This window comes from Ensifer sp. LC163, from assembly GCF_001695855.1.
In the GTDB taxonomy this organism is placed as follows: Bacteria; Pseudomonadota; Alphaproteobacteria; order Rhizobiales; family Rhizobiaceae; genus Ensifer.
Genome location: NZ_MBSS01000001.1, coordinates 1 through 15,954 on the forward strand (window position 1 = coordinate 1; position 15,954 = coordinate 15,954).

Below are 15,954 nucleotides of genomic sequence, written 5' to 3' on the forward strand. Positions count from 1 at the left end.
ATGTCGCCCTTGGCGAGGTAGGGCTTGAGGATTTCCATCTGCTGGTCGACCGGCTCGCCGGCCTTGATCATGATGATGATCGGGCGCGGCGGGCGGATGGCGGCGACGAACTCCTCGATGGTGTCGCAGGGCACGATCTGGCCCTGAAGCGCGCCGGCTTCCGCGTAGAATTTGTGCGTCGCCTCGACGGTGCGGTTGAAGACCGCGATCTTGTTGCCTTTTTCAGCGATGTTGAGCGCCAGGTTCGAGCCCATGACGCCGAGACCGATAAGGCCGATTTCCGCCTGTGACACGTGATTGCCTCCATTGGACAGGAGAGCCGGACGCGATCGGGATAAACGCGTGGGAGCCGGCCCCTCGAATTGAACTTCGCCCGCTCGCTTTACCCCTCGGGAAAGGGGCGGACGCGAGATGCGACGGCGGAGGCTGTTTTGGCATTCAAATCGATTAACGACAAGCCATTCCTAAGAAAATCACTCCTTTTCGGGCTTGCCGTCGCCATCGTCGAGCACGCGCCACGAGGCTCCGTCGAGGTCTTCGTACTGGCCGCTCTTCAGCGCCCAGAGGAAGGCGACGAGACCAAGCCCGCCTAAGAACAATGCGATCGGAATAAGATAGATCAGCGTGTTCATGAAGCGGTTCCGATCGCGTCCAGCGCTGTCGGTGTCTGTCGCACGGCCGGTGCCGCCTCCGTCTTGGCCATCCTCGTGCGCAGCCGCAGCGCATTGGCGACGACGATCACCGACGATGTCGACATGGCGACCGCTGCAATCAGCGGCGTGGCGTAGCCCAGAATGGCGATCGGAACGGCGATGATGTTGTAGCCGATCGCCAGCGCGAAGTTCTGGCGGATCAGCCGGCCGGCCCGGCGCGCCGTGTCGATCGCCATCGGCACGGCGGAAAGCCCCTGATGCAGGAAGACGAAGTCGGCGGCCTGCCGGCCGACATCGGCGGCTGTCGCCGGCGCCATCGACACATGGGCCGCACGCAAGGCCGGCGCGTCGTTGATGCCATCGCCGACCATCAGCACGCGGTGGCCGCCTTCGGCCGCCGCCGCGCATTCGTCAACCTTGCCGCGCGGCGACAACTCGGAACGCCAGCTGGCAATGCCGAGCCTGCCGGCAAGTGCTGACACCACCGGCTCGCGGTCGCCCGAGAGAATACCGGTCGCAAACCCCATGCGGGTCAGGCTCTCAACGCTTTCGTGCGCTAGCGGCCGCAGCCGGTCTTCAAAGCGGAAGCAGGCAAGCTCGCGTCCGTCGAGAGAAAGAATCGCCTCCGACTGGCCGCTCGCCTCACCGGCGTCCCCGCAGGCAAAGGCGCGACTGCCAAGGCGGTAGACACCGTCTGCCGTCGCCGCCTCAATGCCGGCGCCCGGGATTTCGCGGATATCACCGGAGAGCACCGGCGCGATCACAGCGGCATTGTGGATCGCGATCGCCAGCGGGTGGCGTGAATGCACGGCAAGACCCGCGGCCGTCGCCAGCACATCCGGCTTGATCTCCGCACCATTGGTAAGGCGCGGCTCGCCGACCGTCAGGGTGCCCGTCTTGTCGAACAGCACCGTGTCGATCTCGGCCAACCGCTCCATGGCCGAGCCGTCCTTGACCATAACGCCGTTCTGGAAGAGCCGTCCGGCGGCGATCACCTGCACGACCGGCACCGCCAGCCCAAGCGCACAGGGGCAGGTGATGATCAGCACTGCGACGGCAACCAGCATCGCATGATGGAAATCGCCGTCGACGAACATCCAGCCGATGAAGCTCAAGAACGCCAGTAGGTGAACCGCCGGCGAGTAATACTGCGCCGCGCGATCGGCGATGCGGCGATAGCGCGCCCTGCCCCCTTCGGCCGCCTCCATCAGGCCCATGATTTCGGCCAGCAGCGAGTCGCGGACAGCGGCCGTCGCCTCGATCGTTAGAGGACCGGTGAGATTGAGCGTGCCCGCCTCGACCATATCGCCGATATGTACCGGCGCGGGCGCGCTCTCGCCGTTGACGATCGAGCGGTCGAGGTCGCTGGAACCGATGAGGACCCGCCCGTCGACCGGAATGCGCTCGCCAGCCGCGATCGCCAGCCGTTCGCCCGGCTTGATCTCGTCGACCGGCCGGTATTCACGGGCACCATCCGCATCGACCACCATCGCTCCGCGTGGCGACAGGCGCGCCAGGCTGCTGATCGCCGAACGGGCGCGGCCGCGCATCATGTGATCGAGCGTGCGGCCGATCAGCAGGAAGAACAGAAGCATCACCGTGCCGTCGAACCAGGCATGGGTGCCGTGGGTGATCGTCTCATAGAGCGAGATGCCGTAGGACAGCGTGATCGCCAGAGCGATCGGCACGTCCATGTTGGTGCGGCCATGCTTCAGCGCATTCCAGGCGGACGCGTAGAAGAACCGGCCGGCATAGATCAGCGTCGGCGCGGCGATCAGCGCCGAAATCCAATGGAAGAGATCGCGTGTCGCCGCCTCGGCACCGGACCAGACCGAGACCGAGAGCAGCATGATGTTGGTGGAGGCAAAGCCGGCGACGGCAACGGCGCGCACCAGCTGCTTCAGCAGCGTGTCGCCTTCCTCCTCGCCGGGGGCGAACAGATGCGTCTCGTAGCCGCGCTCGCGGATCGCGCGCGCCAGTTGGCGCGGGTCGGTGCGCTGGCCAGCGACATCTTCCTTCCAGACGATCGACACCCGGCGCGAGGAAAGGTTGACGCGGGCACGCTCCACCTCCGGCCTCGTCTTCAGCGCTGCCTCGATCGTGGTGATGCAGGCGCCGCAGTGGATGCCGGGCACGCTGAGGTCGGTCTGGCGAAGGCCGCCGCCGAGCGCGCGGCTGGTCAGCCACAGCTCCTCCGAACTCGGCAGGCCCTGGCCACTTCTCTCGATCTCCAGCGCGGTCTCGGCGCCGGCAGCGCAGCAGCTCATGGACGCTCTCCCGGCGCAATGAAGCGGATGGCCTGGCGATAGACGACCTTGTCGCCCGACGTCGCGGTGATATCGGCGATCCATTGGCCGCGCTTGAGGTCAGTCGCGGCCACGAAGACGCCGTCGCCCTGCTGCGCCATCTCGACCCGCACGTCCTCGTGCTCCTCGACCGGACGCTTGAACACGGCAACGACCTTGTCGGCCGAGGTTTCGGCCTTCCCCTGCCGTGTCAGCGTGTAACGCACCGCGCCCGGCTCCAGGTCGAGCTTGCCGTCGAGACCGCTTGCCGCAAAGGCGCGCGCCTCCTTCACCTTGCCGTTGAACTGTTGGCTGGCGACATAGGTGTTCTGGACGACGAGGCCGCTCCAGCTATGGCTGGCGTTCCAGGCCATGATCAGGTTGACGGTGATGATGGTGCCGAAGAACAGCACCATCACGCCGAGCATGTGCCATCCGGTGAAGACACGGGGTTGTCTGCCCTGGTCAGCGGTCATTTCGCGGCTCCCGGTGCGTTGAAGTTGGCCTTGTAGACGTCGCGCTCATGGCTCGATGGGTCCTCCGCAATCAGGCTAAAGCCGTCCTCCGCCTCGCCGAGTTTTTCCTTCGGCAGCGTCACGAACACCTTCAGCGCCGTCACCTTGTCCGGATCGACGCCGACGGCGAAGCTGCGGCCGTCGCCCGGCGCCTGACCGGCGATGCGCATCATCGCCGACGGCAGGCCGTCAATGGTCAGCATAACCGTGCGTTGTTCAGGGATCATGTTCAAGAGCTTGACCATGTAGCCGTTGCGCACCGATCCATCAGATTCGAGCACGAATTGCGGGTTGCGGTCATGCAGCACGTTAAGCTCAAGCCGGTCGCGCGCCAAAAGCGCATAGAGCAGGCCGATGCCGACCAGGGTCCAGACGCCGAGATAGACGAGCACGCGCGGGCGGAAGACGATCTTCCAGTTGAAATGCCTGACCTTGTCGACGAACGTGCCATCGGCATCGCGCACCCGGGCCGGGTCGATCGCCTTCGTGCCGCCGTCGGTGGCAAGCGCCATGTTGGCGGCATAGTCGCTGAGTGTCGCATAGGCGATCAGCCCGCGCTCGCGGCCGAGCTTGTCCATGACGTTGTCGCAGGCGTCGATACAGAGCGCACAGGTAATGCATTCGAGCTGCTGACCGTCGCGGATGTCGATGCCCATCGGACAGACGACGACGCAGGCATTGCAATCGACGCAATCGCCAACGGTCTCCCCGGCCGCTGCGGCCTTCTTCTGGTGGCGCGAACGCGGCTCGCCGCGCCAGTCGTTATAGGTGACGACGAGCGAATTCTCGTCGAGCATCGCCGCCTGGATGCGCGGCCACGGGCACATATAGGTGCAGACCTGTTCGCGCATCAGCCCGCCGAAGACATAGGTCGTGGCTGTCAGGATCGCGACGGTCATATAGGCGATCGCCGGAGCCTCGAGCGATATGAAGCTCTTCAGCAATGCCGGCGCGTCGGCAAAATAGAAGATCCAGGCGCCGCCGGTGGCAATGCCGATCAGGATCCAGATCGAGTGCTTGACGACCCTCTTGCCCACCTTGTTGAGTGTCCACGGCCCGGCGTCCAGCTTCATGCGCGCGTTGCGGTCACCCTCGATGAAGCGTTCGACGACGAGGAAGAGATCGACCCAGACGGTCTGCGGACAGGTGTAGCCGCACCAGGCGCGGCCAACGGCTGACGTCACCAGGAAGAGGCCGAAACCCGCCATGACCAGAAGCCCGGCCACGAAGAAGAATTCCTGCGGCCAGATCTCGATGAAGAAGAAATAGAACCGGCGGGCGGCGATATCGACGAGCACCGCCTGGTCGGGCGCATGTTCTCCGCGGTCCCAGCGGATCCATGGCGTCAGATAATAGATGCCGAGCGTCACCAGCATCACCAGCCATTTGAACTGGCGGAATCGTCCCTCGGCCCGCTTCGGGAAGATCTTCTTGCGCTTTTCGTAAAGCGGCTTGCGCACATGCGCCGCGTTGACCGCCTCGGCCTCGTGGCGTTCGACGATAGGGGCGTTTGTGGCGGATTGAGGCTGCATGTGTGGGAAGTCCCCGAATGTATCGCGTATTGGCCGATGTTTTGCCCGATTTGGCCGCGGGAAACGTTGATCTGTGTCAAGTTTGCGCGCTAATGCGGCCGCATGCGTCGAAACGCCCGGGCCTCGTGCCGCGCGACCCCGATGACGATCGCAGTTTCCGGAATCCAGGGCCCTGCGGAGATGCCGCCGCCCCCGTCGCGGCGCCTTCGAGGAACCGTGACAGCGGCCAGCCCCTTTGCCATCCTCCTCCGGTCCAGTACCGTGAGGAAACGGGCGAACGGCAGTCTTGCCATGGCAAACCGGCCATCTACAGCGCCGCGCGTCTTATCAGAGGCGCAAAGGTCGCTGTAGCACTTTGAATTGCTGCATGTTTTTATCCTTAAATCGAATGCGATTTAAGGAAACATGCAGTAGGCGACGAAGGAAAAAACGTGCACGGCTCGCTTGAACCTCTGACGCTAGCCAAGCGGCGCGGCACCTATCGTGAGCGGCCGGCTCCTGCGTCGCTTGCGGCCCATGTGGAGTGCCTCTGGAGCCATGTCATGCCCGAGGGGCAAGCGTCGCGCATGGCCGTGGTCCCCGATGGCAGCGTCGACATCATCTGGTCGCACAGTGGACTTGCACTTGCCGGACCGGACCGCGTGGCCGCCTTCCCCGTGATCGGCTCCGGCGAAACCCTGATCGGGCTGAGATTTCGAACCGGCATCGCCGCCTGCTGGCTACGCACGCCGCTTTCACAGATAACCGGTACGATCGTCCCTCTCGACGACCTATGGGGGCGAGACGCTCGGGACCTCGACGCACGGATGACCGAGGCTGCGGATACTTCAGCGCGCAGCGCCATCCTCGCCGAAGTGGTGAAACGCCGGATCCCGATGGTAGCAGCCCCGCCGTGCGAGGTCTCCGCGTGCCTCGACCTTCTCCGACATGGCCGCTCCGCGTCGGACAACCCAATCCGGTCGCTCGCTCAGACCACCGGCACAAGCGAGCGAACGCTTCGCCGCCGTTGCCACGAGCACTTCGGCTATGGCGCCAAGACGCTCGATCGCGTCCTTCGCCTGCAGCGTTTTCTCGCGGCCTGCGATGCGCAGGCCGGGGCAAGCCTGACGGCACTGGCGCTCGAGTGCGGATACGCCGATCAGGCGCATCTCACACGCGAGGCAAGGGAATTGACCTCGCTCTCGCCGCGCGAAATCCAGCGTCAACTCGCGGGCTAGCTGGCCGTTTCGTTCAAGACGGCGACGCCGTGCAGTGCTACCCCGTTGACTTCAACAGCAAACGCAAAGCGATGGAACGCATGACGACACTAGCAGCGAAAATCGTCCACATCTCGATCGAGCGCGACTGGAACGAAGTCTATGCCTTCATGGCCAAGCCGGAAAACATGCCGCTCTGGGCATCGGGCCTGTCGTCCGGCCTGACGCAGGACGGCGACGAATGGGTCGCCCCCGGTCCCCTCGGTAATGCTCGTGTGCGCTTTGCCCCTGACAATGCCTTCGGCGTCGTCGACCATCTGGTGACGCTGGAAAACGGCGTGAAGGTGCAAAACGCCTTGCGCGTCGTGCCGAACGGCGATGGCGCCGAGGTGATGTTCACCCTGCTGCGGCAACCCGAAATGAGCGACGGGCAATCCGCCGGCGATGCCGAATGGGTGGCAAAGGATCTCGCCACACTGAAATCAATCTTGGAATCGGAAAGCGACAGGACACATCATGGGTAACAAGGGCAACGATCGCCGCATCGACTATGTCGAGTTCAACGTCTCCGACATCGCCGCCAGCAAGGCGTTCTATGGCAGCGCCTTCGGCTGGACCTTCACGGACTACGGCCCGGAATACTGCGAGTTCCAGGACGGAAGGCTGACCGGCGGCTTCACCACAACGGGCCCGGTCAGAACTGGCGGGCCGTTGATCATCATCTATGCCGACAACCTGGAAGATACACAGGCCCGCGTCGAAAAGGCGGGCGGCAAGATCGTCAAGCCGATCTTCTCTTTCCCCGGCGGCCGCCGTTTTCACTTCGCAGACCCTGACGGATACGAGCTGGCGGCCTGGTCGGCACAGTAACGAAACAAGGCTGGAATGACAAAGGCCGCGTCTTTCGACGCGGCTCCATGACTCAACCAGAAATTCGTAGTTAACGCGTTTCGCGGGCGCGCCCCTCACTGTCCTGCCGGACATCTCTCCCCGCAAGCGGGGAGAGAGACGCTGGGCGCAACGTCATCGCCAATCACCAACGTGGATGATTGGCGGCGTCGGTGGAGCTTGCGCCCTTCTCCCCGCAGCCGGGGAGAAGGTGCCGGCAGGCGGATGAGGGGCAGCCAGGGCCACAATTTCCCCTTCAGCCTTACTCGCCGCCACCGAGCGAATGCACGAACACGGCCAGCTGCTTGACCGTGGTGTCACCGAGGCGTGGCAGCCAGGCCGGCATGACGCCGTGCTTGGGTGCCTTCATCTGCGCGATGATCGCCTGCTCGCTGTCGCCGTTGAGCCAGAGCGCATCCGCCAGATCAGGCGAACCGAACTCGCGGTTGCCCTTGGCGTCGGCGCCGTGGCACGACGCACAATTGGCTTCGAACAGCGCCTTGCCCGGCTCGACCAGCGCCGCATCCGAAGGCGTGCCGGTCAGGCTGACGACGTAAGCCGCCGTCTCCTTGATCTCTTCCAGCTTCAGGATCTCGGCAAAGGACGGCATTTCGGAGACGCGCGTGTCGTCGTCGCCGGTGTAACGGATGCCGTGCGCCACCGTCTGGTAGATCTCCTCAGGCTTGCCACCCCAGAGCCAGTCGTCGTCGTTGAGGTTGGGGAAGCCGGCCGAACCGGCAGCACCCGAACCGTGGCACTGCGCACAGTTGACCTTGAAGGCCGAGGCGCCCGCCGCAACCGCGAACTGGTGAAGCTGCGGATCGGCGATGATCTGATCGAGCGAGCTCGCGGCGATCTTTTCCAGATTGCCGGCCTGCGCCGTCTTCGCATCGGCAAGCTCCGCGCTCAGTTCCGCGCGGCTGGAGTAGCCGATCACGCCCTTGCTCGCATCCGTCAACAACGGCACGGCGGGATAGACGATCATGTAGCCGATCGCCCAAACGATGGTGGCGTAGAAGGTATAGACCCACCAGCGCGGCATCGGGTTGTTGAGCTCGCGGATCCCGTCCCATTCGTGGCCGGTTGTTTCGACGCCGCTGATCTCGTCGACATGTTTGTCCGCCATGGATCAATCCTCCTTACGAGCGGCATGAGGAAAAGTGCGCAGCGGTTTTCCGCCCGCATGCCGCTCTGATTTCTGAGTGTCGATCACATCGTGATCGAAGGGGATGGCTGCGGCCCGATCGGCGGCCTTCTTGGCGCCGGGCCGGAAGATGAAGGCGACGACGCCCAGGAAGAAAAGCACCATGCCGAGCAGCGCCCAGCTGTCGGCGAACTGGCGCATGGCCGTGTAGGTTTCCATGTCCGTGCCCTCCTTTAGCGATAGCCTGTGGTGTCGTCATAGGTGGAGAAGTCGACCAGCGTACCGAGCATCTGGAGATAGGCGACGAGCGCATCCATCTCCGTCAGCTTCTGCGGATCGCCGTCGAAGTCGCCGAGCTTGGCCTTGGGATAGCGCCCCTCGACGCCCGACGTGTCCGCATTCGGATCGGCCTGCGCCTTGATGTCGGCGGCAGCGTTTTCGATCATCTCGTCCGAATATGGCACGCCGACGGCCCTGTTGGCCTTCAGCGATGCCGCAACGTTCCTGACGTCGAGCGGCGTCGACTTGAGGAACGCATAGCTCGGCATCACCGATTCCGGCACCACCGAGCGCGGCTCGATCATGTGCTGCACGTGCCACTCGTTGGAGTAGCGGTCGCCGACGCGGGCGAGATCCGGCCCGGTGCGCTTCGAGCCCCACTGGAACGGATGGTCGTACATGGATTCCGCCGCCAGCGAATAGTGACCGTAGCGCTCCACCTCGTCGCGGAACGGCCGGATCATCTGGCTGTGACAGACGTAGCAACCTTCACGCACGTAGATGTCGCGGCCGGCGAGTTCCAGCGGCGAATAGGGCCGCATGCCTTCGACCTTCTCGATGGTGTTTTCGAGATAGAACAGCGGCGCGATTTCGACGATGCCGCCGATCGAGACGACGAGAAGCGAGCCGACGAGCAGCAGCGTTGCGTTGCGTTCCAGGGTGGCGTGTTTGTCGAGAATGGACATGGTCTATGCCCTCCTATTCCGCAGCCTTGAGCGCGGGCGTCGCACCGAAGATCGGAGCTTCGTCACGCACGCGGCCGAGGATGGTCATTGTTACGTTGAAGGCCATGAGCAGGGCGCCGGCGAGGAACAGGGCACCGCCCAGTGCACGCAGCACGTAGTAGGGCAGCATGGCCGCGACCGATTCCGCGAAGGAATAGACGAGGAAACCCTGGTCGTCGTATTCGCGCCACATCAGGCCCTGCTGGATACCGGCAACCCACATGACGGCGGCGTAGACGACGATGCCGAGCGTGGCGAGCCAGAAGTGCCAGTTGACCATACGCACGCTATAGAGCCGCTCGCGGTTCCACAGCTTCGGCGTGAGGTAGTAGATGGCGCCGAAGGTGATCAGGCCGTTCCAGCCGAGCGCACCCGAATGCACGTGGCCGATCGTCCAGTCCGTGTAGTGGCTGAGCGAGTTGACCGTCTTGATCGACATCATCGGGCCTTCGAAGGTCGCCATGCCGTAGAAGGCGACGGCCATGACCATCATGCGGATGATCGGGTCGGTACGGATCTTGTCCCAGGCGCCCGAGAGCGTCATGAGGCCGTTGATCATGCCGCCCCAGGACGGCATCCACAGCATGATGGAGAAGACCATGCCGAGCGTCTGCGCCCAGTCAGGCAGCGCCGTATAGTGCAGGTGGTGCGGACCGGCCCAGATATACATGAAGATCAGCGACCAGAAGTGGATGATCGACAGGCGGTAGGAATAGACCGGGCGGTTGGCCTGCTTGGGAATGAAGTAATACATCATGCCGAGGAAGCCAGCCGTCAGGAAGAAGCCGACGGCGTTATGGCCGTACCACCATTGCGTCAGCGCGTCCTGGACGCCGGCGAAGGCCGAGTAGCTCTTGGAGCCCAGGAACGACACCGGGACCGCCAGGTTGTTGACGATGTGCAGCATCGCGATCGTGACGATGAAGGCCAGATAGAACCAGTTCGCCACGTAGATATGCGGCTCCTTGCGCACGAGCAGCGTGCCGAGGAACACGGCGAGATAGGCGACCCAGACGATCGTCAGCCACAGGTCGACATACCACTCAGGCTCCGCATATTCCTTCGACTGGGTGATCCCGAGGAGATAGCCGGTGGCGGCCATGACGATGAAGAGCTGGTAGCCCCAGAACACGAACCAGGCGAGATTGCCGCCGAACAGGCGGGCACGGCTGGTGCGCTGGACGATGTAGAACGAGGTCGCGATCAGGGCGTTGCCACCGAAGGCGAAGATCACCGCCGAGGTGTGCAGCGGCCGCATGCGGCCAAAGTTGAACCAAGGCTCGATGTTGAGGTCCGGAAAGGCCAGTTGGAGCGCAACCACGACGCCCACGAGGAAGCCGACAACGCCCCAGAACACAGTGGCGATGACGCCATACTTCACCACCTCGTCGGAGTATTCCGACCTCGGTGCGGCCGCCTTGCCGGCGGATGCCGGGCTGAAATCGAGGCGCCGCAACAAAACGATGGTGCCGCCGAGCAGCACGAAGAACAGCACCCACATATGGGCTTCGAACTGCCGGTCCTGTGCAAATCCGGCGCCTAGAAGCGCCAGGAAAGCACCGACCCCGAGCAGGATCATTTCGAAAGTGTATTTCATGGTTGGGTCCCCAACTTTGTCCTGATGCAGACGTGTGCACACGCCTAAAGGCGGCATGCCAGCGCAGCTTGGCGGAACCTGTCAGAATCGCGATTCCCTCACCTTGATTCAGATCAAGGCCGGCGGCGCCGACTTGCGTCACCCTCAGGAAACAATGAGGGAGCGCCATAGGAGCTGGCGTGAAAACAGCATGAAGAGAACAAATGATAGTGGAATGATCCGGGTCTGGACGGGTTTGCGATCTCGCCCTGCCCCGATCGGCGAGCCGCGGGCCTGGCTGGCGCGCGCGCATCAGGAACAGCTCGCCCTCTGCAACAGCCTGGAGGAAATCGCCGACAGCCTGCCGGCGGAAATCGACCGGCAGAAATGCGCCTATGCCGCCAAGATGCTGGAGCCGCTGATACGCGAACTGCATTCGGGCGAAGAGAGCGCGGTGTTCCGTTGGGTCGAGCAGAACTTCGGCGACGACCCGTCGATCGAAGCCACGCTCGCGCGTCTCAAATACGAGCATTGCGAGGACGAGTGCTTCGCCGAGGAGCTGACGGAGTTGCTGGTCAAGCTCGGCGCCGCCGACGAGAGCGTCAATGCGGAGACCGCCGGCTACATGCTGCGCGGCTTCTTCACCAATCTGCGGCGGCACATCGGCTTCGAGCAGGAATGTCTTCGCACGTTGCTTCCGGCCAGTCCGGACATCACCAGCGCGGACATCAATTGAACGAACGGCGGCTCGAAAGGGCCGCCGTTTCGGTATTGCGATGCAAGCGACAGAGGTTCAGGCGGCGATGGCCCGGCGCCTGTCCGCATGCTCCTGGATCACCAGGATCGCGCCGATGAGCTTGCCGCTGCTCGACATGCAGGGCGTCAGCCGGCAGCGCACCACGACGGTTCGTCCGTCAACGGTCTTGGCGAAGGTATAGTCGACCACCTCGCCGGCAAAACAGCGGTCGAGATAGCTCTTCACGCGCAGTTCGAAGCGCTGGATGCCGATGAACTCGACGATATGCCGGCCGATGAGGTCCATCGGGCGGCTTTCGAGATGGTTGGCATTGAGCGGATTGGTATAGAGATACCGATAGTCCGGCGTGATCACGGCGATGCGGTCCGGGAAACTGTCGAGGATCGCCTCGTTGAGCAGGCCCTCATCCGCCCGTCCCTTATGCGGCAAGGCAGGCGGACGCTCCAATCGCAACTCGGCAGCGTTGACCGCGCCCGTAGCTGCGAAATAGCGATTGATCAGCGACTGCAAAAGCTGTGAATGGCGCAGCACGCAGGAAATGTCGTCGGCCTCGACGCGCAGAATATCGATCAGAAACTGGAACTGAAGGCGGGCATCTTCGACACTGACGGCCTTCTCATCATAGACCGACTTCAGAATAGGATCGAGTTCACGATCCAGAAGTCCGATCAGATGCTCGTCTGCTGTACGGACAGCATACTGCAATTGTGAATACTTGAACCAGAACAGCTCAATCAGTGCGTTCAATTCGAAACCCCAATTCCCCCACGGCCGAGGCCGCGCCGATGCACTTAAATGACAGGCTTTGATGGTGTAGACGCTGATCCAGGTTTTGACGGCTCCCCCCACATCTCTCGCGAAAACCACGTGACTTTGGTCACCCAAAGCGCTTGCAGTTTGCCCCCACGATACAACGATGAGTTTACACTCATTGCCGCCCCGTTCAACATCAGAAAGGGAAGCTTGCGGTTTCGAAGCGCTTTCAGCCGCGCAAAGGCGACGATTTTCTCAGGGAAATGCGGGAGGAAAGCACAAAAAGGGCGCTGCCGCTCTATGGCGGCAACGCCCTTTTCGGGTCCGAAGAGAATCAGTCTTTCAGGTGGCGCTTGATGTGCCAGCGGTCGTGATACCACAGCCACTGCCCGGGATATTCCCTGACCCAGCTCTCGACCTTGTCGTTGAGAACCTGGGCGGTAGCATTGACGTCGACGGCGCCATCGGGCTTGCGCGGGATGTCGATCGCCGGCTCCAGCTCCAGCCGGAAACGGCCACCGGGCAGCCGGATGCAGCGGGCGGGATAGACCTCGCAATTAAACTGGCGCACGAGTTTGGCGAGCAGCGGATTGGTCTGCACGTCCTGCCCGAAGAACTTGGTCTTCAGGCCCTTGCGGAACTTCTGGTCGACCAGGACGCCGACGCCGTTGCCGCGCTCGAGCTGGCGCGCGAGAGCAAAGGACGAACCCGCATGCGACGGCACGAGGTTGCCCATGCGCTCCTTGCGGAACTCGAAGACCTTCTCGGCGACGTAAGGGTTGTTCGGCGGGCGGAAGAGCACCGTTACCTCAAGCCCGAAGGCGGAGCCTGCGACCGGCAGCATCTCGAAATTGCCGCTATGGGCGGTAAAGACGATGAAGGGCCGTGGATTGTCGCGCAGCTCGAGAAAGAGCGGGACGCCCGAAACTTCGACGCGACCGGGCGCGGTCGCCTCGGGATCGAAATCGAACAGCCGGTCGAGAAAGACATATTCGGCCGCCATGCGGCCCATATTGCCCCAGCTCTCCATGGCGATCGCTTCGATCTCGGCCTCGCTCTTTTCGGGAAAGGCGTTGCGCAGATTGGTCAGCGTCAGCTTGTGTCGGCCGGTCTTCGGGCCGATGAAGCGCGCGACGCGATCCATGAAGCGGATGGCGCCATCGGCCGGAAACAGTTTCAGGATCGTCAGAAGCAGGAAGACGAGTTGCGCTATCAGCCACTGCCGGAAATGATCCGCCGCCAGAACCAGCCGTGTGATCAGCATGCGCACCTGGATCAATCCATCTTCAGGATGATCTTGCCGAAGATCTGGCGCGATTCCATCCGCTCCAGAGCCCTGTCAATCTCGTCGAAGCCGACTTCAGTGTCGATCACCGGATGCACCAGGCCCCGCGCCATCTTCTGCATGGCGTTGGCCATGTTCTCCATGCGGCAGCCGAAGGAGCCGAGCAGCTTCAGCTGCTGCTGGAACAGCATCATCAGGTTCATGTCGGTCGACACGCCGGAGGTCGAGCCGCAGGTGACCAGGCGGCCTCCCCGCTTCATGCAGAGCATGGAACCGGCCCAGGTGTCCTTGCCGACGTGCTCGAACACGACGTCGACGCCCTTCTTCTTGGTGAGCTTGCGCACGACGCCTTCGAAGCGGTCGGTGCGGTAGTTGATGACGTGGTCGGCGCCAAGCGCCTTCGCCTTCTCGATCTTGTCGTCCGAGCCGACGGTGGTGATGACCGTGCAGCCGATCTTCTTGGCAAGCTGGATCGCCGCCGAGCCGATGCCGGAACCGCCGGCATGAACGAGAATGGTTTCGCCGGGTTCGAGCTTGGCGTTGTCGAACAGCATGTGCTCGACCGTTCCGAAGGTGACGGGCGCAAGCGCCGCTGCGACGGCATCGATACCGGGGGGGGCCGGAACCAGCAGGCGGGCGGGAAGATTGATCTTCTCCTGCGCGAAGCCGTCGAGGTGGAAGCCGTGCACGCCGCCGACATGTTCGCAGAGATTGTCGCGGCCTTCGCGGCACGGGCGGCAGAGGCCGCAGGTGCGCGCACCGTAGATCGACACGAGCTGGCCCGGAAGGACGCTCGCCACACCAGGACCGATGCTTTCGACGACACCGGCCGCCTCGGCGCCGATGACAAGCGGCATCTTGCGCTTGGCGAAGGCCATGCCGCGCCAACCCCACACATCGATGTGGTTGAGTGCCACGGCCTTGACCCGGAGCGTCACTTCACCCGGGCCGGGCGCTTCCGGCTCGGGAACGTCGGTGATTTCGAGCTTGCGGTCATCGAGCAGTTGCAGGGCGCGCATGATCTTTCCTCTGCCTTGTCGGCATCATTTCGTCTGAAGTTTCGGACCGCCGGCTTAGGCCGGCTCGGCGGTCATGACAAGGCTGGCGTTCTGTCCGCCGAAGCCGAAGGAGTTCGACAGCACGGCAGAAACCTGCTGGCTGCGCTTCACGTTCGGCACGACGTCGAGCACGATGGCCGGGTCGGGATTCTGGTAGTTGATCGTCGGCGGCAAGGTGCCGGTGAGCATCGTCTGGATCGAGAACACCGCCTCGACCGCGCCTGCGGCCGTCAGGGTGTGGCCGATCATCGACTTGTTCGACGAGACCGGGATCGACGGCAGATGCTCGCCGAAGACGGCCGACATCGACAGATATTCCATCTTGTCGTTTTCCGGCGTCGAGGTGCCATGAGCGTTGATATAGCCGATGCCGCCTTCGTCGATGCCGGCGTCGGCAAGCGCCGCGCGGATCGTCGCGATCGCCGGGCCGCCATCGGGCGAGGACCGGGTGCGATGGAAGAGATCGGCCTTCTCGCCGCAACCCTTCAGGATGCCGTAGACGCGGGCGCCACGGGCAACAGCGGCCTCAAGCGACTCCAGCACCAGAGTTGCTGCACCTTCGGCGATGACGAAGCCGTCACGGTCCTTGGTGAAGGGCTTGGAAGCCTTCTCCGGCGGGTCGTTCTGGGTCGACAGTGCCGACAGGAGCGCAAAGCGGATGAGCGCTTCGGCGCTGACCGAACCGTCGGTCGCAACCGTCAGGGCGCGATCGGTGCGGCCCTGGCGAATGGCCTCGACGCCGAGCTGGATCGCGGTTGCGCCCGAGGCGCAGGCCGTCGACAGCGTCACCGGCAGGCCGCGGGTGCCGAAGCGATCGGCAAGCCGTTCGGAGATCGCGCCGAAGAGCACGGCTTCATGGAACACCGGATCGGCCTTCTCGCGCATCGCGGCAAGAAAGCGATTGTAGGCGTCGCCCGGCTGGGTGGACGGCGGCGACCGATCGGCAAGTTCGAAGCGCGCGCTCCATTCCGGCTCGATCGGCGGGGCTGCGAGAAACAGCGGGCCGTTGAAATCGCCGGAGAGGCCCGCCTGCGCCAGCGCCTCGAGCGTCGTCTCGCGCGCCATGGCATAGGAACGCTCGACAGAGTTCGCCGCCGGGATCTCGATGAAATCGACCATGCCTGAAATGCGCGTGTTCAGGCCTTCGGTCGGGAAACGGGTGATCTTGTGGATGCCGGAGACGCCACCGGTCAGCGCTGCCCAGTTGTCTTCGAGACCCTGGCCGAGCGAGGTGATGACGCCCATGCCGGTGACGGCGACAATCGGACGGCCGAGATGATCCTTGTAAGCGTTGCTCATCAATCGTTC

16 protein-coding genes and 1 pseudogene are annotated in these 15,954 nt (G+C 63.4%); 4 read left to right on the plus strand and 13 right to left on the minus strand.

Translation table 11 applies throughout. The features are described from left to right. The 5 genes from BC360_RS00005 to ccoG form a co-directional block, all read right to left on the minus strand. On the minus strand, nt 1-293 hold a 293-nt coding region (locus BC360_RS00005; RefSeq protein WP_161491346.1), incomplete at its 3' end, for an NAD(P)-binding domain-containing protein. A 180-nt stretch (nt 294-473) separates the two neighbouring features. Next, a complete protein-coding gene (gene ccoS / locus BC360_RS00010) occupies nt 474-632 on the minus strand; it encodes a cbb3-type cytochrome oxidase assembly protein CcoS (RefSeq protein WP_025427340.1) in 159 nt (52 codons plus the stop codon). Continuing rightward, entirely contained in the window at nt 629-2,920 is a 2,292-nt protein-coding gene (locus BC360_RS00015) for a cation-translocating P-type ATPase (RefSeq protein ID WP_065793819.1), read from the minus strand. Before BC360_RS00015 ends, ccoS begins: the two co-directional genes overlap by 4 nt. Beyond that, on the minus strand, nt 2,917-3,414 hold the full coding sequence (locus BC360_RS00020; RefSeq protein ID WP_065783341.1) for a FixH family protein: 498 nt from the start codon (nt 3,412-3,414) through the stop codon (nt 2,917-2,919). Before BC360_RS00020 ends, BC360_RS00015 begins: the two co-directional genes overlap by 4 nt. Beyond that, nucleotides 3,411-4,985 (minus strand): cytochrome c oxidase accessory protein CcoG, encoded by a 1,575-nt coding sequence (ccoG, locus tag BC360_RS00025; RefSeq protein ID WP_065793820.1) that lies wholly within the window; start codon nt 4,983-4,985, stop codon nt 3,411-3,413. Before ccoG ends, BC360_RS00020 begins: the two co-directional genes overlap by 4 nt. Before the next feature lie 431 nt (nt 4,986-5,416). On the opposite strand from ccoG, the gene BC360_RS00030 reads away from it, so the two are divergent. From BC360_RS00030 to BC360_RS00040, 3 genes are all read left to right on the plus strand, one after another. After that, the gene (locus BC360_RS00030; RefSeq protein ID WP_244512638.1) at nt 5,417-6,202 is read left to right on the plus strand and encodes a helix-turn-helix domain-containing protein; all 786 of its coding nucleotides are present in this window, start codon (nt 5,417-5,419) and stop codon (nt 6,200-6,202) included. Nucleotides 6,203-6,282: 80 nt separating this feature from the next. Then, nucleotides 6,283-6,705, plus strand: coding sequence for an SRPBCC family protein (locus BC360_RS00035; protein ID WP_065794211.1), 423 nt, complete (start codon nt 6,283-6,285; stop codon nt 6,703-6,705). Then, entirely contained in the window at nt 6,698-7,051 is a 354-nt protein-coding gene (locus BC360_RS00040; protein ID WP_065793822.1) for a VOC family protein, read from the plus strand. The genes BC360_RS00035 and BC360_RS00040 overlap by 8 nt, the downstream gene beginning before the upstream one ends. Nucleotides 7,052-7,331: 280 nt before the next feature. Here BC360_RS00040 and ccoP read toward each other — a convergent pair whose 3' ends face one another. The 4 genes and pseudogenes from ccoP to ccoN form a co-directional block, all read right to left on the minus strand. Beyond that, the gene (gene ccoP, locus BC360_RS00045) at nt 7,332-8,195 is read right to left on the minus strand and encodes a cytochrome-c oxidase, cbb3-type subunit III (RefSeq protein WP_065793823.1); all 864 of its coding nucleotides are present in this window, start codon (nt 8,193-8,195) and stop codon (nt 7,332-7,334) included. Nucleotides 8,196-8,282: 87 nt separating this feature from the next. Continuing rightward, nucleotides 8,283-8,432, minus strand: a pseudogene (locus BC360_RS32585) (cbb3-type cytochrome c oxidase subunit 3); the annotation flags it as partial. 14 nt (nt 8,433-8,446) lie between these two features. Beyond that, a complete protein-coding gene (gene ccoO / locus BC360_RS00055; protein ID WP_065793824.1) occupies nt 8,447-9,178 on the minus strand; it encodes a cytochrome-c oxidase, cbb3-type subunit II in 732 nt (243 codons plus the stop codon). 13 nt (nt 9,179-9,191) lie between these two features. Beyond that, nucleotides 9,192-10,814, minus strand: coding sequence for a cytochrome-c oxidase, cbb3-type subunit I (gene ccoN, locus BC360_RS00060; RefSeq protein WP_065793825.1), 1,623 nt, complete (start codon nt 10,812-10,814; stop codon nt 9,192-9,194). A gap of 190 nt (nt 10,815-11,004) precedes the next feature. On the opposite strand from ccoN, the gene BC360_RS00065 reads away from it, so the two are divergent. Continuing rightward, the gene (locus BC360_RS00065; RefSeq protein ID WP_413813712.1) at nt 11,005-11,529 is read left to right on the plus strand and encodes a hemerythrin domain-containing protein; all 525 of its coding nucleotides are present in this window, start codon (nt 11,005-11,007) and stop codon (nt 11,527-11,529) included. 57 nt (nt 11,530-11,586) lie between these two features. Here BC360_RS00065 and BC360_RS00070 read toward each other — a convergent pair whose 3' ends face one another. The 4 genes from BC360_RS00070 to BC360_RS00085 form a co-directional block, all read right to left on the minus strand. Beyond that, nucleotides 11,587-12,297: a PAS domain-containing protein gene (locus BC360_RS00070; RefSeq protein ID WP_065793827.1), complete on the minus strand. Its 711-nt coding sequence runs from the start codon at nt 12,295-12,297 to the stop codon at nt 11,587-11,589. A gap of 340 nt (nt 12,298-12,637) precedes the next feature. Next, nucleotides 12,638-13,567 carry a lipid A biosynthesis lauroyl acyltransferase gene (locus BC360_RS00075; protein WP_065783464.1) on the minus strand — a complete coding sequence of 310 codons (930 nt, stop codon included), beginning with the start codon at nt 13,565-13,567 and terminating at the stop codon, nt 12,638-12,640. Between the two features lie 11 nt (nt 13,568-13,578). Then, complete coding sequence (locus tag BC360_RS00080) at nt 13,579-14,607, minus strand: zinc-binding dehydrogenase (RefSeq protein ID WP_065783350.1); 1,029 nt, start codon at nt 14,605-14,607, stop codon at nt 13,579-13,581. A 54-nt stretch (nt 14,608-14,661) separates the two neighbouring features. Beyond that, a complete protein-coding gene (locus BC360_RS00085; protein WP_065783351.1) occupies nt 14,662-15,945 on the minus strand; it encodes a beta-ketoacyl-ACP synthase in 1,284 nt (427 codons plus the stop codon). Nucleotides 15,946-15,954: the final 9 nt, after the last annotated feature.